Origin of the sequence: Actinokineospora fastidiosa (assembly GCF_014648415.1) — a bacterium.
Taxonomy (GTDB): domain Bacteria; phylum Actinomycetota; class Actinomycetes; order Mycobacteriales; family Pseudonocardiaceae; genus Actinokineospora; species Actinokineospora fastidiosa.
The window spans coordinates 1863820-1887211 of record NZ_BMRB01000002.1 but is presented as its reverse complement, the minus strand read 5'-3'; the positions used below and the strand labels follow the sequence as shown (position 1 = coordinate 1887211).

Sequence of the window (23392 nt, the reverse complement as noted above, 5' to 3'; positions counted from 1 at the left end):
TGTTGATTTATCCGTCCCGGCCGCCTACCGTAATTCAACGACTGATGAACAACGGGAGGATGCCATGTCCCCAAGCCGCCTGGTCGCGGCCGTCGCCCTGCTCGGCGGCGTCGTCGCCACCGTGTTGGGCCTGCTCACCTTCGGCGCTCAGGCGAGCGTCCGGCCCGACGGCGTGCCGCTGGCCGTGTCCGGGCCCGGCGCCGAGCAGATCGCGGCCCGCGGCGCGGAGGCGGTCCGGTGGCGGGTAGCGGGCCCGGAGGAGGCCCGGGAGCTCCTGCTCGACAAGGAGGTCTACGGCGTCCTCGAACTCGGCCACCCCGCCACGGTCGTCGTCTCCGGCGCGGTCAACCCGGCGGGCGCGCAGCTCGCCCAGCAGGTCATGACCGGCGTCGCCCAGGCGGCGGGCGTGCCGTTCACCGTCGAGACGCTGCACCCGGCCACGGCCGCGGGCCGGACGATCCCGCTGGCGGCGAGCGCGCTGCTGTGGATCGGCGGGCTCGCCGCGTCCGCCGGGCTGTTCCTGCTGGGCAGGCGGGAAGGCGTCGCGCCGACGACCGGTCACCGGATGGCGCTCGTGGGCGGGGTCGCCGTCGTCGCCTCGGGCGCGGTCGTCGGCCTGACCGCGCTGTGGGACTCGACGGTGCCGCTCGGCTGGGACGTCCTGGGCTATCTGCTGCTGATCGGGGTCGCCTTCGCCGCCGTCCAGGGCGCGCTGCTCAAGTTCCTGGGCATCCGGGCGCTGGGCGTCCTCGGCCCGCTCTACCTGATCGCGCCCGCGGTCGCGGGCACGGTGCCCGAACTGCTCGACCCGGTGTACCGCGCCCTGCTGTGGTCGTGGACGCCGTTCCGGTTCTCCACCGAAGGGCTGCGCAGCCTCCTGCAGGGCACGCCGGACGCACCGGACGTGCTCCACGGCGTGCTCGTCCTCGGCGGCATCGCCGTCGCCGGGCTCGCCGCGCTCGCGATCCCGGCGCGTCAGCCCGCCAGGTAGCTCAGCCGGACCTTGCGCACGGGGTTGTCGACGTTGGTGTCGACCAGGCACACCGACTGCCAGGTGCCCAGCGCGAGCCGCCCGCCCAGCACCGGGATCGTCGCGTACGGCGGCAGGAAGGCGGGCAGCACGTGGTCGCGGCCGTGTCCGGGCGAGCCGTGCCGGTGCCGCCAGCGGTCGTCCTTCGGCAGCAGGTCGCGCAGGGCGGCCAGCAGGTCGTCGTCGCTGCCCGCGCCGGTCTCGACGATCGCGAGACCGGCGGTGGCGTGCGGCACCCAGACGTGCAGCAGGCCGTCGCCCTCGCCGTCGACGAACCGGGCGCACTCGTCGGTCAGGTCGCGCACCACCTCGGCCGCGCCGGTGCGGATCTCGATCTCCTCGCTTCGCACGCCGCCCAGCCTAGGGTGGGTGGCGTGCGCACCGCCTTCGGAGAGAAGTTCGACGTCCCGCCCGGCTACCTCAACACCGCCTCCCTCGGCATCCCGACCCTCACCACGGCCAACGCCGTCGCCGCGTCCGTCAGCAGGTGGGCGGCGGGCCAGGCCGACGCTCCCGACTACGACCTCCCGGTCCGCCAGGCCCGGACGGCCTTCGCCGAGCTGATCGGCGTCCCGGTCGAGCGGGTGGCCAGCGGGTCGGGCGTCTCGCCGCTGGTCGCGCAGGTCGCCGCGGGCGTGCCGGACGGCGCCAGGGTGCTCGTCGCCGAGGGCGAGTTCACCAGCGTGTCCTTCCCGTTCGCCGCCCAGGCCGCGCGTGGGGTGACGGTCACGGCCGCGCCGCTGGACCGGCTTGCCGAGCGCGCCGCGGACTTCGACCTCGTGGCCGTCGCGGTGGTCCAGTCCGCCGACGGCGCGGTGGTGGACCTCGACGGCCTGCGCGCGAGCGGCGCCCGCGTCCTGCTGGACGTCTCCCAGTCCCTCGGCTGGTTCCCGCACGACCTTGCCTGGGCGGACTGGGTGGTCGGCGCGGGCTACAAGTGGCTGCTCGCCCCGCGCGGCTCGGCGTGGCTGGCGGTGCGCCCGGAGGCCGCCGACTGGACGCTGCCCGTCGCGGCCAACTGGTACGCCGGGGACGACCCGTGGAAGACCGTCTACGACCTCCCGCTGCGCCTGGCCCCCGACGCCCGCGCCTACGACCTCTCGCCCGCGTGGCTGGCCCAGGCGGGCGCGGCCGCCGCGCTGCCCTGGATCGCGGGCCTGGACCTGGCCGCCGTCCGCGACCACGCCGTCGGCCTCGCCGACGCCCTGCTCGCCGCCCTCGGCCTGCCGCCGCGCGGCTCGGCCATCGTCTCGATCGCGGGCGAGGGCGTCGCGGAGCGCCTCGCCGAGGCCGGGATCCGCTGCGCCACGCGGGCGGGCCGGGCCAGGCTGGCCTTCCACCTGTACTCCGACGAGAACGACCTCGACCGCGCGATCAGCGCGCTGACCAGGGGAAACGGACAAATCTCCGAGTCGATCTGACACGGTCGGGGGACACCGATTACCGTGGTTGCCCGTGTCCGCCCCCCAGCGCCCCGGCCCTCCGCCCCCCTGGCGACCCCAGCAGGTTCACGGGCCAGCTCAGCACGGGCCCGGTCAGACCGAGTGGATTCCGCGAGTCCAGAACCAGCAGCCGCGTCGCAGTGAGCCGGTGTCGTTCGAGGACGCGCCGCCCGCGCCCCCGAGCAACCCCGCGGCCGTCTGGGCAATGCGTATCGCCGGCTTGGTGGCGGTGTCCGTTATCTCCGGTTTCCTCTGGGCCTACCTGCAGAGCGACGGCGGGGGAGGCGGCGGCACGGACCCGGGTGCGGGTGAGACCGGCGTCCAGAGCGTGCCCGACGGCCGCTTCACGTTCACCCCGCACGCGGACATGCGCGAGCCCAAAGTCGACGACGACTGCGCAGGCAACTCCCGCGGCAAGGTCAAGGAGTTCTTCCAAGAGCACCCGTGTGTCAGGCTGACCCGCAGCCTCTACACCAGCAGCCCTGCTGAGCAGGAGGGGGTCGTCCCGTCCGGCTCGGAGGAGGTGATCTACACCTGGGTCGCGGTGGTGGAGATGAACGCCTCCGACCAGGCGGCGGAACTCCATGAGATCGCCCAGTCGGACAACACGGGCAACGTCACCGACCCGATCATCGCGGGGATGGTCGACGTGCCCGGCATCGATCTGACCTACGGCCTCGGCCACGGTGGCTACCACTCGCAGCTCATCGGCAAGTACTTGATCATCGTCGAGTCCGACTGGGCGCCGACCGGGGATCGCTCCAAAGCCCAAGACGAGTTCCTCACAGCCGTTAGCGAGGACGCGCTCCGTTACGGGCAGCAGTACACATCGAGCGGCTGACAAGTGACTCAGGCCACCCCTGGCCTCACTCACCTGGTGGCTGCGCACCCCGGCCCGAGAGATGATCATCTTCCCCAGGCCATTCAACCTGGGGACTGGGATTCGGATCCGACGACCTCGGGCCCGCCTACACCCACCGGACCGGTTCTGGACTTCCTTACGGGACCCTTCAGCTCCGATCCGTCGAGCCGCTGTCGACCCCTTACTCCGGTTCGTGCTGGTGGGGCCGGATCAGCGGTGTTCGTCTCAATGACACGGTCTGGATCGACACGGCGTCCTCGCTCGACGAAGCCGCCAATGGGCGCTGGTCGGGGCCTTTGGGGAAGCGGTGGGTGGTGTCGGGCACCAGTCAGTACTCGCTGGCGAGCCCCAGCCTCGGTGCGGTCCGGACCTGCGCCGACTTCTCCGGGACTATCCGCTGCACTTCATGGCGGGAAACCATCTGAGCACCGGTCAGGGCTGACCGGGAAAGGACGGCACCGCCGCGTCGCTCCCGGCGGCCAGGCGCCAGCGGGTCGCGCGGATCGCGGACTGGGTCAGGGCGGCCAGCGCGGACTCGCGCAGCGCCTTGTCGTCGCAGCGTTCCAGCACGGCGCGCCACGCGACTGTGGCGTCCGTCTCGGCCGTGGCGACCAGCTTCGCGGCCGACGCCTCGTCCTCCACCGGCTCCGGGGGGACGTAGGCGGCCTCGGCGGGCGCGGGGGTGATCCCGGCCGCGGCCAGCAGTTCGGCCGTGGCGTCCCGCCGCTCGCGGTGCTCGGCGACCCCCTCGCGCAGCGCCTTGTCGTACGCGGCGGGCAGGAACGCGCTCACTAGCCCGTACACCCACAACGCCGCGTGCTCGGCACCCAGCGCGGCCTGCACGGCCGCCACCGTCTCCTGAGGCATCCCCGGCTGGCTCACAGCACCTCCCGCAGACTCGCGCACGCCGCCGTGACCGATCCCACCAGCCCGGCCCGGTACCTCGGCAGCGCGGGCACCAGGCCTGCGGCCTCCTTCTGCGCCGCGGTCAGCCCGTCGGTGAGCGCCTTCAGCGCGGCCTTCTCGTCCTTGGGCGCCGCGGGCGGCGTGGTGGGCGGCGCGGACGCGGTCGTCGACACCGGCGGCCGCTCGCGCTCCACCTCGGCCTTCAACGCGGTCGCGTGCTCGCCGCGCACCCTGGCCACCTCCCCGGCGCCCTCGGCCAGCGACGGCACGGCCGAGGCGATCGCGGTGGCCAGCGCGGCGTCGGCGCGGGCGCGGTCGGCCAGGGCGGCCAGCGGGTCGGGCGGGGGCGGCGGGCCGGGGTCCGTGCAGCCCGCGGCCGCGCCGAGCGCGACGCCCACTAGCACAGTCCGCCGGGGTACGCCGGAGTTGATCCTCACGGAAAGTCATCCTGCCAGGTCGCCGAGTCCGACCATGCCGGAGACGAGTTGATCGCCTGCGGCGGCCCTCTCCGCGCGGGCGAGATACGCTAGGCGACCACGGTCGGCGTGCGGTACCGCCGACCGGCCGACAACCGCAAGGCCGACCAGAAACAGGGGGCGCCGTCCACGTGGGCAACCAGCAAGAACGCGACTTGGAGCCGATAGTCGCCCAGGCCGTCGCCGCAGCCGGTTTCGAGCTCGAGCAGCTCGACGTGCAGCAGGCGGGCCGCAGGCGGCTGGTCAAGGTCGTGGTGGACGGCGACGACGGCGTCGGCCTCGACGAGGTCGCCGAGGTCAGCCGCGCGGTCTCCGCCGTGCTCGACGAGCACGACGCGGTGCTCGGCGGCCCGTACACCCTGGAAGTCACCTCGCCCGGCACCGACCGCCCGCTCACCAGGCCGCGCCACTGGCGGCGCGCACGGCTGCGCCTGGTGAAGGTCCGGCCGCACGAGGGGCCCGAGTTCGTGGGGCGGGTCGGCGCGGCGGGCGAGGACGAGGTCGAGATGCTGGTCGACGGCGCGCTGCGCGCGGTGCGCTACGCCGACGTGGCCAAGGCCGTCGTCGAGGTGGAGTTCAAACAGCCGCCGGTGGCGGAAATGGCGATGCTCGAGGGTCGGGCGTCCGGGACGGAGGAGGACGCGCGGTGAACGTCGACATCGCGGCGCTGCGGGCCATCGAGCGCGACAAGGACATCCCGTTCGAGACGGTGATCGAGGCGATCGAGACCGCCCTGCTCACCGCGTACAAGCACACCGACGGCCACCAGCCGCACGCCCGCATCGACATCGACCGGCGCACCGGCGTGGTCCGGGTGCTGGCCTTCACCCCCGGTCCCGACGGCGAGGTCGCCGAGGAGTGGGACGACACCCCCGAGGGCTTCGGCCGCATCGCCGCGACCACCGCCCGCCAGGTCATCCTGCAGCGGCTGCGCGACGCCGAGCACGAGCGCACCTACGGCGAGTTCGCTGCCAAGGAGGGCGAGATCGTCGCGGGCGTGGTGCAGCGCGACACCCGGGCCAACTCCCGCGGCATGGTCGTGGTCCAGGTCGGCGACACCGAGGGCGTGCTGCCCGCCGTCGAGCAGGTCCCCGGTGAGTCCTACACCCACGGCGCGCGGCTCAAGTGCTACGTCGTCGGCGTCTCGCGCACCGCGCGCGGCCCGCAGATCACCCTCTCCCGCACGCACCCCAACCTCGTGCGCAGGCTGTTCGCGCTGGAGGTGCCCGAGATCGCCGACGGCACCGTGGAGATCCCCGCGGTCGCCCGCGAGGCCGGGCACCGCTCGAAGATCGCCGTGCGGTCGACGGTCTCCGGCGTCAACGCCAAGGGCGCGTGCATCGGCCCGATGGGCGCGCGCGTGCGCAACGTCATGAGCGAGCTGGCCGGTGAGAAGATCGACATCATCGACTGGTCGGACGACCCGGCGACCTTCGTCGGGAATGCCCTGTCGCCCGCGAAGGTTGTCTCTGTCACGGTCGTCGACGAGCGCGCGAAGACCGCGCGGGTCGTCGTGCCGGACTACCAGCTGTCCCTGGCCATCGGAAAAGAAGGTCAGAACGCCAGGCTGGCGGCCCGGCTGACCGGCTGGCGCATCGACATCCGTAGCGACGCGGCGGCGGGCGCCCAGGCCGGGCCGGTATCCGGTTCGGCTGACTGAACGAAACGAGATAGACTTCCCGTGGTTCATCGTCCGGAACCGGTTTCCGCGCGTCCCGGTCCAGCCCAGCGGGTGCGGACCTGCGTCGGATGCCGCACCCGGGCGGTGGACACGGAACTGCTGCGAGTGGTGCTCGCGGACGGGGAGGCCATCCCCGACCCGCGGCGGCGGATGCCCGGTCGGGGGGCGTGGATACACCCCCAGCCCGAGTGTCTGGCCAAGGCCGAGAAGCGGCGCGCGTTCCCCAGGGCCCTCCGGGCCCCGGGGGCGGTCGGCGTCGAGGGCCTCCGGTCGGAGATCGACCGGATCGCAGGCCGTGCAGGCGCGGGATCTTCCCGCGCCGCTGTGAAGGACAGAAGGCAGGTCGACCCGTCATGAGTCAGCCGTGAAGCTGAAGACATGAACGCGCGACGTTAGGACGAGGTCGACGGGACCCATGCCCGCCGACCTCACCAGATGAGGAGAGCAGTGGCAGGCAAGGCCCGCGTGCACGAACTCGCCAAGGAGTTCGGCGTCACAAGCAAGGATCTTCTCGCCCGTCTTAAGGACATGGGCGAGTTCGTGAAGTCGGCGTCCTCCACCGTGGAGGCGCCCGTCGCGCGCAGGCTGCGCGACACCTACCAGGGCAAGGGCGACAAGGGCGGCGCGAGCGGCGAGGCCAAGCCCGCCGTGAAGCCCGGCCCCCGCCCGGGCGTCAAGCCCGGCCCCCGGCCCCCGGCCCCGCAGCCGCAGGCAGCGGCCTCGGCCCCGGCGCCCGCGGCGAGCAAGCCCGCGCCCGCGCCCGGACCGCGTCCGGCGAGCCAGGGCCCGGCCAACCAGGGCCCCAAGCCCGGGGTCAAGCCCGGTCCCCGGCCCGAGCCGCAGCAGCAGGCCCCGGTCCGCGAGCCCGCCCGCGAGCAGCGGCCCGCCGCGGCCGCCGGTCCGGCGAGCCCGACCAAGCCCGCTCCGGCGCCCGGCCCCCGGCCCGGCCCGAAGCAGCAGCCCCCGGCGCAGACCGGTCCCGGCGGCGCCGTCGTGCCGCCGAGGCCGCAGTCGCCCAAGCCCGGTCCGCGCGCGCCGCGGCCCGGCAACAACCCCTTCGGCGTCGGCGCCGGTGCGCCCGCGCCGCGTCCCTCCGGCCCCCGTCCCGGCCCGGCTGGCCCGGGTGGCGGCGACCGGCAGGAGCGCGGCCCGCGTCCCGGCGGCGAGCGTCCGGCCGCCGCGCGCGGCGACCGGCCCGCCGGTCCGCGTCCCGGCGGCCCGAACCCGGGCATGATGCCGCCCCGGCCCAACCCCGGCATGATGCCGCCCCGGCCCCCGCGTCCCGCGGGCGCCGGTCGCGGCGGTCCTGGCGGCGGCCCCGGCGGCGGTCGTGGCGGCCCGGGTGGCCGTGGCGGCCCCGGCGGCGGCGGTGGAGGCGGCTTCCGCGGCGGCGGTGGCGGCGGTGGCGGCTTCCGTCCCGGCGGTGGCGGCGGCGGTGGCTTCCGTCCCGGTGGCGGCGGTGGCGGCGGCGGTGGCGCAGGCGCCCCGGCCGGTGGTGGCGGCGGGTTCCGCGGCCGTCCCGGCGGTGGCGGCCCCGGTGGCCGCGGCGGCGCGGCTGGCGCCTTCGGCCGTCCCGGCGGACCCTCCAAGCGCGGCCGCAAGTCGAAGCGGCAGAAGCGCCAGGAGTACATGGAGAACATGCAGGCGCCCAGCGTCGGCGGCGTCCGCCTGCCCAAGGGCAGCGGCGAGACGATCCGGCTGGCCCGAGGCGCCTCGCTGACCGACTTCGCCGACAAGATCAACGCCAACCCGGCGTCGCTGGTGCAGGTGCTGTTCCACCTCGGCGAGATGGTCACCGCGACGCAGTCGGTCTCCGACGAGATCCTGGAGCTGCTCGGCTCCGAGATGAACTACAACGTGCAGGTCGTCTCCCCCGAGGAGGAGGACCGCGAGCTGCTCGACTCGTTCGACATCACCTACGGCGAGGACGCCGGTGACGAGGACGACCTGCAGGCGCGGCCGCCGGTCGTGACCGTCATGGGCCACGTCGACCACGGCAAGACCCGACTGCTGGACACGATCCGCTCCTCCAACGTGCACGAGCGCGAGGCGGGCGGCATCACCCAGCACATCGGCGCCTACCAGGTCGTCACCGAGCTCGACGGCAACGAGCGGGCGATCACGTTCATCGACACCCCGGGTCACGAGGCGTTCACCGCCATGCGTGCCCGCGGCGCCAAGGCGACCGACATCGCGGTCATCGTGGTGGCGGCCGACGACGGCGTCATGCCGCAGACGGTGGAGGCGATCAACCACGCCCAGGCGGCGAACGTGCCGATCGTGGTCGCGGTGAACAAGATCGACAAGGAGGGCGCGAGCCCGCAGAAGATCCGCCAGCAGCTGACCGACTACAACCTGATCGCCGAGGAGTACGGCGGCGACACGATGTTCGTCGACATCTCGGCCAAGCAGGCGATCAACATCGACGGTCTGCTCGAGGCGATCCTGCTGACCGCCGACGCCACCCTCGACCTGCGGGCCAACCCGGAGATGGAGGCCCAGGGCGTGGCGATCGAGGCCCACCTCGACCGCGGTCGCGGTCCGGTGGCCACGGTGCTGGTCCAGCGCGGCACGCTGCGCGTCGGCGACTCGATCGTGGCGGGTGACGCCTACGGCCGCGTCCGGCGCATGGTCGACGAGCACAACGAGGACGTCACCGAGGCGTACCCGTCGCGGCCGGTCCAGGTCATCGGCTTCACGTCGGTGCCCGGCGCTGGCGACACGTTCCTCGTCGTCGAGGAGGACCGCATCGCCCGGCAGATCGCCGAGCGGCGCGCGGCCCGCACCCGGGCGGCGCAGAACGCGCAGAAGCGCAAGCGGATCAGCCTGGAGGACCTGGACTCCGCGCTGAAGGAGACCAGCCAGCTCAACCTGATCATCAAGGGCGACAACTCCGGTACGGTCGAGGCCCTTGAGGACGCGCTCACCAAGATCGACGTGGGCGACGAGGTCGAGCTGCGGGTCATCCACCGCGGCGTCGGCGGCATCACCGAGGGCGACATCAACCTCGCGATCGCCGACAACGTCATCGTGATCGGCTTCAACGTCCGCGCCGAGGGGAAGGCCACCGAGCTGGCCAACCGCGAGGGCATCGACGTGCGCTACTACTCGGTCATCTACCAGGCGATCGACGAGATCGAGCAGGCCCTCAAGGGCATGCTGAAGCCCATCTACGAGGAGGTCGCGCTCGGCCGCGCCGAGATCCGCGAGGTCTTCAAGTCCTCGAAGGTCGGCACGATCGCGGGCTGCCTGGTGATGTCCGGGGAGATCCGGCGCAACTCCAAGGCCCGCCTGCTGCGCGACAACGTCGTCATCCAGGAGAACCTGACCGTCGGCACGCTGCGGCGGTTCAAGGACGACGTGACCGAGGTCCGCGAGGGCTTCGAGTGCGGTCTCACCCTCGGCTCGTACGGCGACCTGCGGGTCGACGACGTGATCGAGACCTACGAGATGCGCGAGAAGCCGCGGTCGTAGTCAGCCGACCGGGGGCGCTCCACCCGTGGAGCGCCCCCGGTCCGACCAACACCCTCACCCATGTATGTAGGTGCTCTTGAGTTGGACGTGTTGCTCGGCGACGTCCACTCCCTGAAGCAGAAGCGGTCCGCCGTGCGGCCCGTGATCGCCGAGCTGCGCCGCCGGTTCGAGGTCTCCGCCGCCGAGGCGGGCCACCTGGACCTGCACCGGCGGGCCCTCATCGGCGTGGCGGTCGCGGCCGCGGACGCCGGGCACGTCCGCGACATCATGGACGCGTGCGAACGCCTGGTCGCGGGCCGCCCCGAATTGGAACTCCTGTCCGCCCGGCACCGGTTGCTCGGGCCGGACGACGACTAGAAGGAACGCTGTCGTGGCCGACGCACCGCGCGCTCGCAAACTGGCGAAGCGCATCACCCAGATCGTGGCCTCGGCCCTGGAGCACGAGGTCAAGGACCCGCGCCTGGCCCGGGTCACCATCACCGACGCCCGGGTGACCGCCGACCTGCGCGAGGCGACGGTCTACTACACCGTCCTCGGCGACCGCATCGACACCGAGCCGGACATGGCGGGCGCGGCGGCCGCCCTGAACAGCGCGCGCGGCGTGCTGCGCAGCAAGGTCGGCCAGCAGACCGGCGTGCGGTTCACCCCGACCCTGCAGTTCATCGCGGACACCATCCCCGAGGACTCCCGCCGCATCGACGACCTGCTCGCCCAGGCCCGCGCGGCCGACGCCGAGGTGGCCGCCCTGGCCTCCGGCGCGACCCCGGCGGGCGAGGCGGACCCGTACAAGGCGCCGCGGGAAGCCGAGCCAGAAGACGACCAGTGACGGCCGAGCGCGTCCCGCTGAGCCGCGCGCGCGTGCTGGGCGCGGCCGTCGCCATCGCCGACCGGGACGGCATCGCCGCCCTCACCATGCGCCGTCTCGCCCAGGACCTGGGTGTCGAGGCGATGTCGCTGTACCACCACGTCGCGAACAAGGAAGCCCTGCTCGACGGCGTCATCGAGGTCGTCATGGCCGAGATCGCCGAGGCGGTGGGCGAGCCCGTGGTCGAGGACTGGCAGGCGGCGATGCGCGCCCGCGTCCTCACCGCCCGCCAGGTGTTCCTGCGCCACCCCTGGGCCGCGCGCGTGCTGGAGACCCGCACGTCGATCAGTCCCGGGGTGATCGCGTACTACGACGGGGTCCTGGCGATCTTCCGCGCTGGCGGCTTCTCCTACGACCTGGCCCACCGCGCGCTGCACGCGCTGGGCAGCCGGGCGCTGGGCTTCTCCCAGGAGCTGTTCGACCTCTCCGACCCGGCTGCCGACGCCGAGGCCGAGGCGATGGTGCAGGAGCTGGCCGAGCACTTCCCGCACCTGGCCGCGATGGTGGCCGAGATCGCGCACGACGACCCGGACAGCGCGCTGGGCTGGTGCGACCACCAGGCGGAGTTCGAGTTCGGCCTCGACCTGATCCTCTCCGGCCTGGAGCGCCTGCGCGCCGAGGGCTGATTCCCGCTTCGCTCCCGCCGGGCCGCCGCGCGCCCATTGACGGCCTTACAGCGTAAGATTAGCCTTACGACGTAAGCCTGATGGAGGGGGAGCGATGAAAGCGATCAGATTCGACCGGTACGGCGCGGCCGAGGTGCTGCGATTAGCCGAGGTGCCGGTGCCGGGGGAGGACGAGGGCGAGGTGCTGGTCCGGGTGCGCGCGGCCGGCCTCAACGCCGCGGACCTGCACATCCTCAACGGCGTGCCGTACGTGATGCGGCCGTTCCAGTTGGGCATGCGGCCCCGGGTGGGCGGTGTCGGCAGCGATTTCGCTGGCCAGGTCGAGGCCGTCGGGCGGGGGGTGACCGCGGTCAAGCCGGGCGACGAGGTCTACGGGCGGGTGGACCAGCGCGGGATCCTGCCCGCGATGGGGGCGGTGGCCGAGTATGTGCGCGTCTCCGCGGACTCCGTGCGGTTGAGGCCCGCCGGGCTGTCCGCCGTGGAGGCGGCCGCCGTCCCGCTGGCGGGGGCGACCGCGCTGCAGGCGATGCGCGACGTGCGGGAGGGCCAGCGCGTCCTGGTGAACGGGGCCGCTGGCGGGGTGGGCAGCTTCGCCGTGCAGATCGCCAAGGCGCGGGGAGCGTGGGTGACGGGCGTGTGCGGGCGCGACAAGGTCGCGATGGTCCGCTCGCTCGGCGCGGACGAGGTGGTGGACCGCGCCGCGGAGGACGCGACCCGCCTGCGGCCGGGCTTCCACCTGGTGCTCGACAACGGCGGCGACCACTCGCCGAGCGCGTGGCGGCAGGTGCTGCTGCCGGGGGCGACGTACCTGGCCTCGTTCGGCCGCCGCCAGGACGTCTGGCTCGGCCCGCTCGGGCGGCTGCTGCGGATGATGGCGCTCAACCTGGTGGTGAACCAGCGGCTGGCGCCGCTGGTGGCGAAGCCGAGCGGTGCCGACCTCGACGCGCTGACGAGGCTGATCGAGGACGGCCACGTCCGGCCCGCGGTCGACCGGGTGTTCCCGTTGGCGGACACCCCGGCCGCCGTGGCACACCTGGCGGGCGGGACGGCACGGGGCAAGGTCGTCGTCGCGGTTGAGGAGGGCTGAGCTGTGACGGTCCTGCTGATTGGGGTCTGGGTCCTTGGCGCGGTGGGGGCGCTTGGGGTGGCGGTGCGGGGCAGGGTTTCGTCGTGGTTGGGGAGGGGTGAGTGGTGACGGTTCTGGTGATCGCGGGCTGGGTCGTGGGCGTGGTGGCGGTGCTCGGCCTGGCGTTCCTGGTGACCATGCGGACCAAGGTCCGGCTTGTCCAGGACCTGGTCCGCCGGATGAACCGTAGGCTGCTCAACCCCCGCCAGCTGCGGACGGCGGGCTCTGTCGGCGCCTACGCGTCCGTCGTCCACCACACCGGGCGGACCAGCGGCGCCGCCTACCGGACGCCGGTCGTGGCGGTGGCGCACGGGCAGGGGCTCGTGGTCGCCCTCCCGTACGGTCCTCGGGCCGACTGGGTGCGCAACGTGCTCGCCGCTGGCGGTGCGACCGTCGACCACGACGGCGAGTCGTTCCAGGTCACGCGGCCGGAGCTGGTGTCGGGACCCGAGGTCGAGGACCTGTTCGACCCAGGCGAACGGCGGGCCCACCGGCTGTTCGGCGTGACCGACTTCCTGCGCATGCGGCGAGCGTGATCGAACCGGTGCCGCACCGTAATGGTCCAGACCTATACTCGGCCGCCCGGTCGGCGAGGTGAGAGGACCATTGTGGACTTCAGCAGACGAAGATTGCTCGGGTTCGGCGCGTTGGCACTGCTGGCGGCGTGTGGCAAGCGGCCTGCGCCCGCGGCGCCGGTCACCCCGGCCGCCGAGCTCACCGTCACCCCGCCGACCCTGGCGACCCCGTCGCTGAGCGAATTGGTGTACCGGTCGTCCATCGGCGACGTGCAGGTGGTGATCATGCGCCCGCGTGACGTGGCGGGCGAGCTGCCGGTGTGCCTGGCGCTGCACGGCTTCGGCGCGGACGCCCGGCAGTTCGTCGAGCTGGGGCTGCCGCCGCTGCTCACCGCCACCGACCGGGCGGGCCTGCCGCCGTTCGCGGTGGTGGCCGTCGACGGCGGCGAGTGGACGGCGGAGGCCCAGAAGATGCTGGTCGATGAGCTGCCGGGCTGGCTGGTCGCGGCCGGGCTCGCGCCCACGCCGTTCGCCGTCATGGGCATCTCCACCGGCGCGGTCGCCGCCTACACCTACGCCCAGGAGCCCGGCCCCACCGTGGTCGCGATGGTGAGCCCCGCGGTGTTCCCCGACTGGGCGGCCGCCTCCGACTTCGGCCTGCGCGACGAGGTCCGCTGGGCCGAGACCAACCCGCTGACGGGCACCTCCAGCGTCCCCATCGCCGTCTGGTGCGGCGAGGACGACGAGCTGGCCGACGCCGCCCGCGCGCTGGCGGCCCGCACGGACGCCGAATCGTTCTTCGCCCCGGGCGCGGGCCACACCGAGGAGTACTGGGCGTCGGTGATGCCCGACGTGCTCCGCCACATCGGGAAGTCCATCGGTTAACCGGCAACGGATCGATCAAGACGGTCCGCGGGGCTAGGTTCTTCCCTGTGACCCGCGTCCTGGCCGCCCTGCTCCTGCTGTCGCTGACGGCGTGCACGTCGCCGGAGGCGCCGCCGATGAAGGCGGACGGCCCGGCGCCGCAGGAGTCCCCCGAGCGCCTCTACGGCGAGTTCGTCTCCCGGCTCGCGCGGGCCGACGGCCCGGGCGTGTGCGCCCTGTTCACCCCGTCCGGCCGGGTCGCGTTCCAGGACGAGTGGGGCGTCGCCCAGTGCGACCTCGGGGTGACCGAGGCGGCGGGCGGTGTCGGCGACCCGGCCGCGTTCGCGGCGAAGGCGCCCGACTCGACGATCCGCGACAGCGAGACCGTGGTGGAGATGAGCGGCTGCGGCGTCGGCGCGATGAAGGCGCTGTCGGCCCCCGAGGGCTGGCTCATCGACGCCTACCTGCACCCCGACGCCGTCGACGGCTGCTGAGCGTTCGCGCTTGAATGACGGCATCATCTCGGTGATGCCGTCCTGTCGTCATGTCCGGAACTTTCCCACCCTCGTCGGGTATCTCGACCGATTCGGGGGTTAGGTCGGGGCGATCGGCAGTGGTATAAACCAATCGTTACTCGCCCGTGTGTCGAATGATGCGCGCTTGAGTGTTGACAGATGCTCTAAACGAGACCAAACTGCGCAAAAACATGCAGCCGGTGTGTGGCCCAGGTCGCAGATTGGCATCCTCGATCAGGTGGTGATCATGCGTTCGACCAGGTTGACGGTCATGGCGGCGGCAGCCGTGCTGACGCTCGCGGGATGCGGCGGTGGGTCCGATGCGGGTGGCGGCGGCGGGGAAGCACCGCTCACCCTCCCCGGTGTCGACGACTACCTCAACGCCCCGTGTCCGGAGGTCGGGACCAAGCCCGCCACCGACAAGGAGTTCACCTACTGGTCGATGTGGACCGAGGACGAGCCCCAGGGCAAGGTCCTCAGCAAGGCGATCCGCTGCTTCCAGGACAAGACCGGCGTCAAGGTCAACGTCCAGTGGCTCGGCCGCAAGCTGCTGACCCAGAACGTGGCGCCGTCGCTGAACACCGACACCGTGCCCGACCTGTTCGACCAGGACATCAGCCAGGTGCGCGCCGCCGTCGTCGCCGCGGGCGGGACCCAGTCGGTGGAGGACGTGCTGGACTACAAGGTCGGCGAGGGCGACAAGACCGTCCGCGACGTCGTGCCCGCGAGCTTCTACGACATGCCCCAGGCCAAGCAGGACGACGGCGCCCTCTTCTCGGTGCCGTACGAGATCCTCGGCAACGCCTGGTGGTACAACAAGGACCTGTTCCCGGACCTGAAGCCGCCGCAGACCATGGACGACCTGTTCGCCCTGTTCGACAAGGCGAAGGCCGACGGCATGGCCGCCATCGCCCAGGACGGCGACATCAACTTCTACAACGCCTACTTCTTCACCCAGATCGCCGCCCGCTACGTCGGCCCCGGCGGCCTGTCCGAGGCCGCGCAGGACAAGACCGGCCAGGCGTGGAAGACCGAGCCCGGCTTCGCCAAGGCCGCGGCGCTGGTCGAGCGCATGGGCGACGGCGGCTACTTCATCGACGGCTGGGACGCCTCCAAGTTCCCGCAGGTCCAGCAGCGCTGGGCGGACGGCGAGGCGGCCTTCCTGTTCGTCGGCTCGTGGGGTCCGAGCGAGACCCGCGAGTACCTGAACAAGCAGGGCGGCGACAAGGGCATCAGCTACGGCTCGTTCCAGTTCCCGACGCCGTCGGACGCCCCGCACAAGATCGTCGAGCAGCTGCCCATCGGGTTCTCGGTCACCAAGAAGGCAGCGCACCCCGAGGCTGCCAAGGCGTTCATCGCCTACGTGCTCAACAAGGACATCCTCTCCGGCATCCCGGCCGTGGCCGACAACCTGACCCCGCGCCCCGACCTGGCGGTCCCGGACTCGCTCAAGGACGTCAAGGCCGCCCTGGAGGACGACAGCGCCGAACGGGCGATCTTCATGGACGGCCTCGACGGCCTGGCCGCTGGCAAGTGGGTCGACAACGTGTTCTACCCGCTCAACAACGACCTGCTGAAGGGCAACATCAGCGCCCAGCAGTTCATCGACGGCCTGGCCGCCAAGCAGGCCGAGTTCTGGAAGGCAGCGGGCTGATGGCGGCTTCGCCGCAGACGTCACGTCCGGCGCCGGTCACCTCCCCGGAGGCGGACGTCACGTCCGCCGCCGGGGCGCACCTGGTCCGCAAGAAGCGGTTGTTCTGGCCGTTCCTGCTGCCCGCGATCGGGCTGTACGTGCTGTTCATGGTCGTGCCCACGGTGGCGACGGTCGTGCTGGGCTTCACGTCGTGGCAGGGCGCGGGCGACACCCCGGAGTTCAACGGCGTCGGCAACTTCACCGAGCTGTTCGCCTCCGACGCGTTCCTCTACTCGTTCCTGAACACGCTGCTCTACATCTTCGTGGCGGGCGTGGGCACGTTCCTGCTGGCGTTCCTGTTCACGATGGTGCTGCGCGAGATGCGCGGCGGGAAGCTCGTGCGGGCGATCCTGTTCTTCCCGAACATCGTCGCGCCGGTCGCGCTGGGCATGTTCTTCAGCATCATCATGATCTACCGGCCGAACCGGCAGGGCCTGGTCAACTACCTGCTGGAGAGCATCGGCGTCGACGCGGTGAAGTTCCTGGCCCCGGAGAACGTGACCTGGGTCGTGATCGGCTGCCTGATCTGGGCCAGCGCGGGCTTCTACATCACCATCCTGATGGCCGCGGTCGACCGCATCCCGCCGTACCTCTACGAGGACGCCGACATCGCGGGCGCGACGCCGTGGCAGAAGTTCCGCAACGTCACCCTGCCGCTGACCTGGGACGTCATCGGCGTGGCAGGCGTGCTCTGGACGATCGGCGCGATCAAGATCTTCGAGCTGGTGTTCGTCCTGGCCGGGCCGGGCACCTACTCGCCGCCGATCGAGTCGTGGACGCTGGGCCTCTACGTGTTCGACCGGTCCTTCGGCACCGCGGGCTCGCCGGAGTACGGCATGGCGTGCGCGGCGGCCGTGATGATGATCGCGTTGGTGTCCGTCCTCGTCGTCGCGCTGCGCAGGCTCATGCGCCGCGAGACCATCCAGTTCTAAAGGGGGAGGACATGACCGTGTCCGCGCCGGAGTCCGCGCCCGAGACCCGGGTCCGCCGGGAGCACCGCACACCGCCGCGCAAGCCGCGCCCGGCCCCGACCGCGCGCGGGTTCAGCCCGCTGCGCATCGTCGGCATGGCGTTCGTGTGGCTGTTCACCGCGCTGAACGTGGTGATCCTGTACTGGCTGGTGACGGCGGCGTTCAAGACGCCGATCGAGATCTTCAACAAGCCGTTCCACCTGCCCTACACCTGGTTCGAGCGGGGCGACCCGTTCCGCAACCTGCGCTACGCCTGGGAGAACGCGGGCTTCGGCAACGCGTTCCTGGTGACGGTGGCGCTGGTGGCGGTGTCGTCGGTGGTCATCGTGGCGGTGGCGGCGCCCGCGGCGTACGCGCTGACCAGGCTGGGCGTGCGCGGCAGCAACCCGATGACGAACTTCTTCGCCATCGGCATGGGCATCCCGTTCCAGACGCTGGTGATCCCGCTGTTCATCGGGATGGCCGACCTGGGGCTGACGAACAACCTGTTCGGCATGTTCCTGGTGTACGTGGCGCTGTCGCTGCCGTTCACCGTGTTCCTGCTGACGGGCTTCTTCAAGTCGCTGCCCGACGAGCTGGAGGAGGCCGCCGCCATCGACGGCGCCTCGCCGTTCCGCACGTTCTTCACGGTGATGCTGCCGCTGGCCCGCGGCGGCCTGATCACCGCACTGATCCTCAACGCGATCGGGCTGTGGAACGAGACGCTGCTGGCGATCGTGTTCCTCACCGACAACGCCAACTTCACCCTCGCCCGCGCGCTGTTCACGCTCTACGGCGCGGCGAGCTACCAGTCCGAGTACGGCGGCCTGATCGCGGGCGTGGCGATCGTCGTGCTCCCGATGCTGGTCATGTACATCCTGCTGGCCCGCCGGATCATCACCGGCCTGACCCTCGGCGCGGGCAAGTGACCGTGGCGGAAGGGGAGAACTGATGGCAACGGTCACCTTCGACGGGACCACCCGCTACTACGCGGGCAACCCGACCCCGGCCGTGGACACCCTCGACCTCGAGGTCGCCGACGGCGAGTTCCTGGTGCTGGTCGGCCCGTCCGGCTGCGGCAAGTCGACCACCCTGCGCATGCTGGCGGGCCTGGAGGGCATCGACGGCGGCGCCATCCGCATCGGCGAGCGGGACGTGACGAACCTGCCGCCGAAGGAGCGGGACATCGCGATGGTGTTCCAGAACTACGCGCTGTACCCGCACATGACGGTGGCCGACAACATCGGCTTCCACCTGAAGATCGCCAAGATGCCGAAGGAGGAGCGGGTCAAGCGCGTGCGCGAGGCGGCCGCGCTGCTGGACCTGGAGCAGTACCTGGAGCGCAAGCCCGCGAAGCTGTCCGGCGGCCAGCGCCAGCGGGTGGCGATGGGCCGGGCGATCGTGCGCCGCCCGCAGGTGTTCTGCATGGACGAGCCGCTGTCCAACCTGGACGCGAAGCTGCGGGTGCAGACCCGCACGCAGATCGCGTCGCTGCAGCGGCGGCTGGGCGTGACCACGATCTACGTGACCCACGACCAGACCGAGGCGATGACGATGGGCGACCGGGTCGCGGTGCTGCGCGACGGCATCCTGCAGCAGTGCGACACCCCGATCGGCCTGTTCTCCCGGCCCGCCAACGTGTTCGTGGCCGGGTTCATCGGCTCGCCGGGCATGAACCTGATCCCGGCGGCGGTGTCGGGGGAGTCGGCGACCGTCGGCGGCATGTCCATCCCGCTGACCCCGGCCCAGCGCGCGGCGCTGACCTCGGACCGCGTCGTCGTCGGCATCCGCCCGGAGGGCTGGTCGATCGGCTCGTCGGGCGTCTCCGCCGTGGTGGAGGTCGTCGAGGAGCTGGGCAGCGACCAGTACCTGTACTGCTCGGCCGACATCCCGCACGTCGAGGTGGCCGAGAGCGCCGAGGAGCGCGAGGCGCCGCACGCGTTCACCGTGCGCGCCCCCGGCATGTCCGGCTGGCACCGGGGCGACAAGCTCGCCCTGACCCCGCAGGCGGGCGCCGTGCACTTCTTCGACGCCGCCACGGGCGACCGCCTGCCCGACTGATGTGGACCGACCGGCGGGCGCGGGTGTCCGACGGCGTCGAGCTGTTCGTCGCCGACAAACCTGGGCACTCGCCCCTGCTGGTCATCCACGGCGGCCCCGACTGGGACCACACGTACCTGCGCACCCCGCTCCACGACCTCGACCGCCGCGTCCTGCTGCCCGACCTGCGCGGCTGCGGCCGCTCCACCCGCGGCCTGCCGTCCTACACCTGGGACGAGGCAGTGACCGACCTGCTGGCCTTGCTCGACGCCCTGGAGGTCCCCCGAGCGGACGTCCTCGGCTTCTCGACCGGCGGCCTGATCGCCCAGCGCCTGACCCTGACGGCCCCCCACCGCGTCCGGCGGCTGGTGGTCGCGTCGAGCAGCGTCATCCCCCTTCCCCCGGACGCCTTCGCGGGCTGGACGGAGCGCGACCGCAGACTCGCGGAGGGGGCCGACGCCCTCCCACCCGACCTGACCGGCGCCGAGGCCAACCGCGCCCGCGCGATCGCCTTCGCCACCTGCAACGTGTGGCGCGCCGAGTCCCTGCCCGACTACCTCGACCGCCTGTCCCGGATCGCCTTCTCCGGCGACTGGAGCCGCGCCTGGGAGGCAGGTGCCCTGCCCCCGGTCCGCGTGCCGGACGCCGAGGCCCGGCTGATCGCCCTGGGCGTGCCGATCCTGCTGCTCCACGGCCGCCAGGACATGACGTTCCCGGCGGCCCTCGCCGAGCAGGCGGCCGCCCGCAACCCGTCGGCCACCGCCGTCATCCTCGACGAGGCGGGCCACATGGCCCACATCGACCAGCCGGGCGCGTGGCTGGGGGCGTTGAGTCGGTTCCTGGCCTGACCTCGACGCGCCCGGACCGCGGCGCAGTTCCTACCGTTGAGGTGACCGCTGGAAGACCGAGTACAGGTACACCAGCGACGGGACCAGCAGCACCGACCCGATCCCCAGCACCCACAGCACCGGGGTCAGCACGCTGGGCGACGCCGCGGCGCCGTCCACGGTCAGTCCCGGAAGCATCACCGGATACTGCGCCACGCCCCATGCCCACAGCACCGCCGTCACCGCGATCGCGGCGGTGAGCCGCACCAGCAGGTACCGCCGCGCCACGAGCAGGCCCAGCGACAGCACGCCCGCCGCGACGCTGGTGATCACCAACGGCAGCGCGGTCCCCACCAGACCGTCGAACAGCGCGGGCGCGTCGGCCCGCAGCACCGGGAAACCGGCCAGCGTCAACGCGCCCAGCGCCAGGCCGGTGATCAGGGCCCGCAGGCGGAACGCCTCCGCGAGCGCGGTCGAGCCCGCGCGCCGGGCGTCGGCGGTCAGGTACACCGCGGCCAAGTACGCGCACGCGCCGACCGCGATCAGCCCGGTCGTGACCGAGGTCGGGTTCCACCAGCTGGTCCAGATGTCCCCCGCGTCGATCCCGACCGGCACCCGGCCGGAGGCCACCGCGCCGAGCGTGGCCCCGAGGAAGAACGGCGTGACCACCGAGGAGAACGCGAACGCCGCGCCGAACAGCCGCCGCTGCCACAACCGGTCGCTGACCTTGCGGAACGCGAACGCCGCGCCGCGGGCGATGATCCCCAGGGCGGCCAGCGTCAGCGGGATGTAGAGCGTGGCGGCGAAGGGCGCGAACGCTGCCGGGAACGCCGTCCAGAACAGGGTGATCACGAAGATCAGCCAGACGTGGTTGGCCTCCCAGACCGGGCCGATCGAGTGCTCGATCAGCTCGCGCTGCGGGCGTCCGCGCTCGCTGCCGCCCGCGAGCAGGTCCCACAGGCCACCGCCGAAGTCCGCGCCGCCGAACAGCGCGTACAGGGTCAGGCCGATCCACAGCACCGCGAGCAGGATGTCAGCGCTCATGGCTCTCCTCCTGCGGGGCACGCACCGGGCCCCGGCGGGCCAGCAGCCGCAGGACGTAGACGGTGGCCACGGTCAGCACGGCGTAGACCGCGAGCACGATCCCCAGGCCGACCAGCAGCCCCGGCTGCGGGTTGACAGCGTCGCGGGTCAGCATGTGGCCGTAGACGATCCAGGGCTGGCGGCCGACCTCGGTGACGACCCACCCGGCCTCCATCGCCAGGACCGCGGCCGGGCCCGCGAGCGCGGCGGCCCAGAGGAACAGGCGGGCGCGCGGCAGGTCGCGGCGGCGCAGCCAGGCGACGGCGAGCCAGCCGCCGAGGGCGACGAGCCCGAACCCGATGGCCACCATCAGCTGGAAGCTCAGGTGCACGACGTTGACCGGCGGCCGCAGGTGCGCGGGCGCCTCGTTCAGGCCCAGGACGACGGCGTCGGGGTCCCAGTGGGCCAGCAGCGACAGGGCGTTCGGGATCTCCAGCGCGTACCGCAGCTCACCGTCGATGTAGACGCCGCCCAGGGACAGCGGCGCGCCCGCGGTCGTCTCCGCGAGGCCCTCGATCGCGGCGAGCTTGAGCGGCTGGTAGTCGGCGAGGAAGTGCGCCGCCCAGTCGCCCACCACGACCTGCACCGGGGCCAGGACGGCGGCGACGGTGAAGGGGACCAGGAAACCCAGCCGGTGGTGCCGGTCCCGCCTGCCGCGCAGCATCCCCACCGCGTACACCGCGGCGATGCCGAACCCGGCGACCATGAACGCCGCGACGATCATGTGCACGGTCTGCGGCGGGGTGGCGGGGTTGAACATCGCCTCCCACGGCCGCACGTCGGTGACCTCGCCGTCGACGAGGTCGAACCCGCGCGGCTGGTTCATCCAGGCGTTCGCGGTGACGACGAAGAACGCCGAGGCGACCCCCGCCACCACGATCGGCAGCCCGGTGAGCAGGTGCGTCCTCGGCGGCAGCCGGTCCCAGGCGTAGAGGTAGATCCCCACGAAGATCGCCTCGATGAAGAACGCGAAGCCCTCCAGCGTGAAGGGCAGCCCGATGACCTCGCCGTAGCTGCCCATCAGCCCCGGCCACAGCAGCCCCATCTCGAAGCTGAGGATCGTCCCGGACACCGCGCCGACGGCGAACAGCACGCCCATGGCCCGCGCCCAGGTCCTCGCCAGCACCTCGAACGCCGCGTCGCCGGTGCGCAGGGCCCGCCACTCCATGAACACCACGAGCCCCGGCATCCCGACGCCGAAGCAGGCGATGATGATGTGCCACCCGAGGGAGAACGCCATCTGCGTCCGCGCCGCGACCAGATCCCCCGGCGTCGCCGCGTCGGCCAACACCTCGACCAGCACGCTGACGCCCCCTCCACGCTCGGCTGCCCACCCATCGTGCGCGCGGCCCCGCACCCCCGCCAGTCGGCCCGACAGCGCCCCGAGCCCACACAGCGGCCACGATCCCGCCCGCCAGGGACCCGCAGTACCCCACCCACACCGCTCCTACTCCTCCGACACGGCGACGCGTGGGCGCTTGGCTCCGCGGGTCCCTATCCGCTCGGCCTCCGCAAGGCGGTCTGGCGGCGCGCCGAGCCACGGCGGCTGGCGGTGGTTCTGCCTGCTTTCGGCTGCGCTGCTTCAGGCACATCGGTCCCACACACCGCGACGCTCGGCGCGCTCGGCCTCGCGCACGACCATCCCTCCGGCCCCCGCGAGTCGGTCCGGGCGGCGCGCTGAGTGCACGTCGGCGGGCGGCGGTTCTGCCCGCCTCAGCCGCGGTGCTTCAGACACACAGCGGTTCGGCCTGTCCGGCACCGCCGACCCTGCACCTCGGCGTGCCCCGGTTCCGCCTGCTTCCGAGGTCGGGGTGCCTCACGCACAGCGGTCCCGCCTGTCCGGCACCGCCCACCTCGGCGCCCTAGCCCCTTCAAGCCGTCCCGTCGGCTCTCACGCGCGGGTGCGGCGGGCGCGGAAGGCGGCGACGTTGGCGCGGTTGGCGCAGCGGGTGGAGCAGAAGCGCTTGGCGCGGTTGGTGGAGGCGTCGAGGAAGTGGTTGCCGCACGGACACCGGCCCCAGCGGTCCACGCCGTGGCGGACGATGGCCTGGGCCAGGCCCCACGCCGCCGCGGCGGCGACCTCGGTGGCCGGTGGGGCGTCGACGTCGGCGACGTGGACGTGCCAGGTGCCGGTGTGCCCGGACAGCCGAGGGCGGGGCGGATGCGCGCTCAGCAGGGCGTTGACGCGCGCGAGCACGGCGTCGGCGTCGCGGTCGGTGGCGGCGTCCAGGGCGTGGCGGAGGCCGTCGGCGACGGAGCGCAGCGCGAGCAGGTCGGCCTCGGTCGTGCGGTCGGCCCACCACGGCTCGTCGTGGAGGGCGGCGCGCAGGGCCGGGAGGTCGGTCAGGTCGGCGTTGGCGAGCCGGAGCGCGACGTCGAGGTAATCGGCGTTGTCCATTCCCGGTCCTTACGCGTAC

Annotated in this window: 25 protein-coding genes; 19 read left to right on the top strand and 6 right to left on the bottom strand. The window is 72.6% G+C overall.

Going from position 1 to position 23392, the window contains the following annotated elements:
* Positions 1-64 precede the first annotated feature (64 nt).
* Positions 65-991, top strand: coding sequence for a YhgE/Pip domain-containing protein (locus tag IEY98_RS18660; RefSeq protein WP_229787020.1), 927 nt, complete (start codon positions 65-67; stop codon positions 989-991).
* Here the strand turns inward: IEY98_RS18660 and IEY98_RS18655 are convergent.
* Positions 976-1380 carry a YjbQ family protein gene (locus tag IEY98_RS18655; RefSeq protein WP_189211889.1) on the bottom strand — a complete coding sequence of 135 codons (405 nt, stop codon included), beginning with the start codon at positions 1378-1380 and terminating at the stop codon, positions 976-978. The two genes, IEY98_RS18660 and IEY98_RS18655, sit on opposite strands and share 16 nt — an antisense overlap.
* A gap of 24 nt (positions 1381-1404) precedes the next feature.
* Here IEY98_RS18655 and IEY98_RS18650 point away from each other — a divergent pair, with 24 nt between their 5' ends.
* Positions 1405-2451, top strand: coding sequence for an aminotransferase class V-fold PLP-dependent enzyme (locus IEY98_RS18650; RefSeq protein ID WP_189211888.1), 1047 nt, complete (start codon positions 1405-1407; stop codon positions 2449-2451).
* A 169-nt stretch (positions 2452-2620) separates the two neighbouring features.
* Positions 2621-3313 (top strand): hypothetical protein, encoded by a 693-nt coding sequence (locus IEY98_RS18645; RefSeq protein WP_189211670.1) that lies wholly within the window; start codon positions 2621-2623, stop codon positions 3311-3313.
* Positions 3314-3766: 453 nt separating this feature from the next.
* On the opposite strand, the gene IEY98_RS32720 is transcribed toward IEY98_RS18645, so the two are convergent.
* Entirely contained in the window at positions 3767-4201 is a 435-nt protein-coding gene (locus IEY98_RS32720) for a ferritin-like domain-containing protein (RefSeq protein ID WP_229787019.1), read from the bottom strand.
* An 11-nt stretch (positions 4202-4212) separates the two neighbouring features.
* Positions 4213-4644 carry a hypothetical protein gene (locus IEY98_RS32715; RefSeq protein WP_229787018.1) on the bottom strand — a complete coding sequence of 144 codons (432 nt, stop codon included), beginning with the start codon at positions 4642-4644 and terminating at the stop codon, positions 4213-4215.
* A 203-nt stretch (positions 4645-4847) separates the two neighbouring features.
* Between IEY98_RS32715 and rimP the strand changes: the two genes are divergently transcribed.
* The 16 genes from rimP (at position 4848) to IEY98_RS18560 (ending at position 19913) form a co-directional block, all read left to right on the top strand.
* Complete coding sequence (gene rimP / locus IEY98_RS18635; protein WP_189211669.1) at positions 4848-5366, top strand: ribosome maturation factor RimP; 519 nt, start codon at positions 4848-4850, stop codon at positions 5364-5366.
* Positions 5363-6376 (top strand): transcription termination factor NusA, encoded by a 1014-nt coding sequence (gene nusA, locus IEY98_RS18630; protein WP_189211668.1) that lies wholly within the window; start codon positions 5363-5365, stop codon positions 6374-6376. Before rimP ends, nusA begins: the two co-directional genes overlap by 4 nt.
* 21 nt (positions 6377-6397) lie before the next feature.
* Complete coding sequence (locus IEY98_RS18625; protein WP_308425898.1) at positions 6398-6754, top strand: YlxR family protein; 357 nt, start codon at positions 6398-6400, stop codon at positions 6752-6754.
* A 90-nt stretch (positions 6755-6844) separates the two neighbouring features.
* On the top strand, positions 6845-9871 hold the full coding sequence (infB, locus tag IEY98_RS18620; protein ID WP_189211666.1) for a translation initiation factor IF-2: 3027 nt from the start codon (positions 6845-6847) through the stop codon (positions 9869-9871).
* A 60-nt stretch (positions 9872-9931) separates the two neighbouring features.
* A complete protein-coding gene (locus IEY98_RS18615) occupies positions 9932-10228 on the top strand; it encodes a DUF503 domain-containing protein (RefSeq protein ID WP_189211665.1) in 297 nt (98 codons plus the stop codon).
* A gap of 13 nt (positions 10229-10241) precedes the next feature.
* Positions 10242-10697 (top strand): 30S ribosome-binding factor RbfA, encoded by a 456-nt coding sequence (rbfA, locus tag IEY98_RS18610; RefSeq protein WP_189211664.1) that lies wholly within the window; start codon positions 10242-10244, stop codon positions 10695-10697.
* Positions 10694-11362, top strand: coding sequence for a TetR/AcrR family transcriptional regulator C-terminal domain-containing protein (locus tag IEY98_RS18605; protein WP_229787016.1), 669 nt, complete (start codon positions 10694-10696; stop codon positions 11360-11362). The genes rbfA and IEY98_RS18605 overlap by 4 nt, the downstream gene beginning before the upstream one ends.
* Before the next feature lie 94 nt (positions 11363-11456).
* Positions 11457-12449 (top strand): NAD(P)-dependent alcohol dehydrogenase, encoded by a 993-nt coding sequence (locus IEY98_RS18600; RefSeq protein WP_189211663.1) that lies wholly within the window; start codon positions 11457-11459, stop codon positions 12447-12449.
* A 104-nt stretch (positions 12450-12553) separates the two neighbouring features.
* A complete protein-coding gene (locus tag IEY98_RS18595; RefSeq protein ID WP_189211662.1) occupies positions 12554-13024 on the top strand; it encodes a nitroreductase family deazaflavin-dependent oxidoreductase in 471 nt (156 codons plus the stop codon).
* A gap of 72 nt (positions 13025-13096) precedes the next feature.
* Positions 13097-13888, top strand: coding sequence for an alpha/beta hydrolase (locus IEY98_RS18590; protein ID WP_189211661.1), 792 nt, complete (start codon positions 13097-13099; stop codon positions 13886-13888).
* A gap of 47 nt (positions 13889-13935) precedes the next feature.
* A complete protein-coding gene (locus tag IEY98_RS18585; RefSeq protein WP_189211660.1) occupies positions 13936-14361 on the top strand; it encodes a hypothetical protein in 426 nt (141 codons plus the stop codon).
* A gap of 268 nt (positions 14362-14629) precedes the next feature.
* Positions 14630-16036 carry an ABC transporter substrate-binding protein gene (locus tag IEY98_RS18580; protein ID WP_229787015.1) on the top strand — a complete coding sequence of 469 codons (1407 nt, stop codon included), beginning with the start codon at positions 14630-14632 and terminating at the stop codon, positions 16034-16036.
* Positions 16036-17007, top strand: coding sequence for a carbohydrate ABC transporter permease (locus IEY98_RS18575; RefSeq protein ID WP_229787014.1), 972 nt, complete (start codon positions 16036-16038; stop codon positions 17005-17007). The genes IEY98_RS18580 and IEY98_RS18575 overlap by 1 nt, the downstream gene beginning before the upstream one ends.
* 11 nt (positions 17008-17018) lie before the next feature.
* Positions 17019-17954: a carbohydrate ABC transporter permease gene (locus IEY98_RS18570; RefSeq protein WP_189211659.1), complete on the top strand. Its 936-nt coding sequence runs from the start codon at positions 17019-17021 to the stop codon at positions 17952-17954.
* A 22-nt stretch (positions 17955-17976) separates the two neighbouring features.
* Entirely contained in the window at positions 17977-19086 is a 1110-nt protein-coding gene (locus IEY98_RS18565; RefSeq protein ID WP_189211658.1) for an ABC transporter ATP-binding protein, read from the top strand.
* A complete protein-coding gene (locus IEY98_RS18560) occupies positions 19086-19913 on the top strand; it encodes an alpha/beta fold hydrolase (protein WP_189211657.1) in 828 nt (275 codons plus the stop codon). Before IEY98_RS18565 ends, IEY98_RS18560 begins: the two co-directional genes overlap by 1 nt.
* Before the next feature lie 30 nt (positions 19914-19943).
* On the opposite strand, the gene IEY98_RS18555 is transcribed toward IEY98_RS18560, so the two are convergent.
* The 3 genes from IEY98_RS18555 to IEY98_RS18545 all read right to left on the bottom strand — a co-directional run bounded on the left by IEY98_RS18555 (position 19944) and on the right by IEY98_RS18545 (position 23373).
* Positions 19944-20936 (bottom strand): cytochrome d ubiquinol oxidase subunit II, encoded by a 993-nt coding sequence (locus IEY98_RS18555; protein ID WP_189211656.1) that lies wholly within the window; start codon positions 20934-20936, stop codon positions 19944-19946.
* The gene (locus IEY98_RS18550; protein WP_229787013.1) at positions 20926-22278 is read right to left on the bottom strand and encodes a cytochrome ubiquinol oxidase subunit I; all 1353 of its coding nucleotides are present in this window, start codon (positions 22276-22278) and stop codon (positions 20926-20928) included. The genes IEY98_RS18555 and IEY98_RS18550 overlap by 11 nt, the downstream gene beginning before the upstream one ends.
* 588 nt (positions 22279-22866) lie before the next feature.
* A complete protein-coding gene (locus IEY98_RS18545) occupies positions 22867-23373 on the bottom strand; it encodes a CGNR zinc finger domain-containing protein (protein ID WP_189211655.1) in 507 nt (168 codons plus the stop codon).
* Positions 23374-23392 lie beyond the last annotated feature (19 nt).

Excerpts from the sequence above, each read along its gene's own strand:
- IEY98_RS18660 (WP_229787020.1), top strand. The coding sequence starts at position 65 with ATGTCCCCAAGCCGCCTGGTCGCGGCCGTCGCCCTGCTCGGCGGCGTC.
- IEY98_RS32720 (WP_229787019.1), bottom strand. The coding sequence starts at position 4,201 with ATGCCTCAGGAGACGGTGGCGGCCGTGCAGGCCGCGCTGGGTGCCGAG.
- IEY98_RS18615 (WP_189211665.1), top strand. The coding sequence starts at position 9,932 with ATGTATGTAGGTGCTCTTGAGTTGGACGTGTTGCTCGGCGACGTCCAC.
- IEY98_RS18600 (WP_189211663.1), top strand. The coding sequence starts at position 11,457 with ATGAAAGCGATCAGATTCGACCGGTACGGCGCGGCCGAGGTGCTGCGA.
- IEY98_RS18580 (WP_229787015.1), top strand. The coding sequence starts at position 14,630 with ATGCGTTCGACCAGGTTGACGGTCATGGCGGCGGCAGCCGTGCTGACG.
- IEY98_RS18575 (WP_229787014.1), top strand. The coding sequence starts at position 16,036 with ATGGCGGCTTCGCCGCAGACGTCACGTCCGGCGCCGGTCACCTCCCCG.
- IEY98_RS18570 (WP_189211659.1), top strand. The coding sequence starts at position 17,019 with ATGACCGTGTCCGCGCCGGAGTCCGCGCCCGAGACCCGGGTCCGCCGG.
- IEY98_RS18565 (WP_189211658.1), top strand. The coding sequence starts at position 17,977 with ATGGCAACGGTCACCTTCGACGGGACCACCCGCTACTACGCGGGCAAC.
- IEY98_RS18560 (WP_189211657.1), top strand. The coding sequence starts at position 19,086 with ATGTGGACCGACCGGCGGGCGCGGGTGTCCGACGGCGTCGAGCTGTTC.
- IEY98_RS18555 (WP_189211656.1), bottom strand. The coding sequence starts at position 20,936 with ATGAGCGCTGACATCCTGCTCGCGGTGCTGTGGATCGGCCTGACCCTG.
- IEY98_RS18545 (WP_189211655.1), bottom strand. The coding sequence starts at position 23,373 with ATGGACAACGCCGATTACCTCGACGTCGCGCTCCGGCTCGCCAACGCC.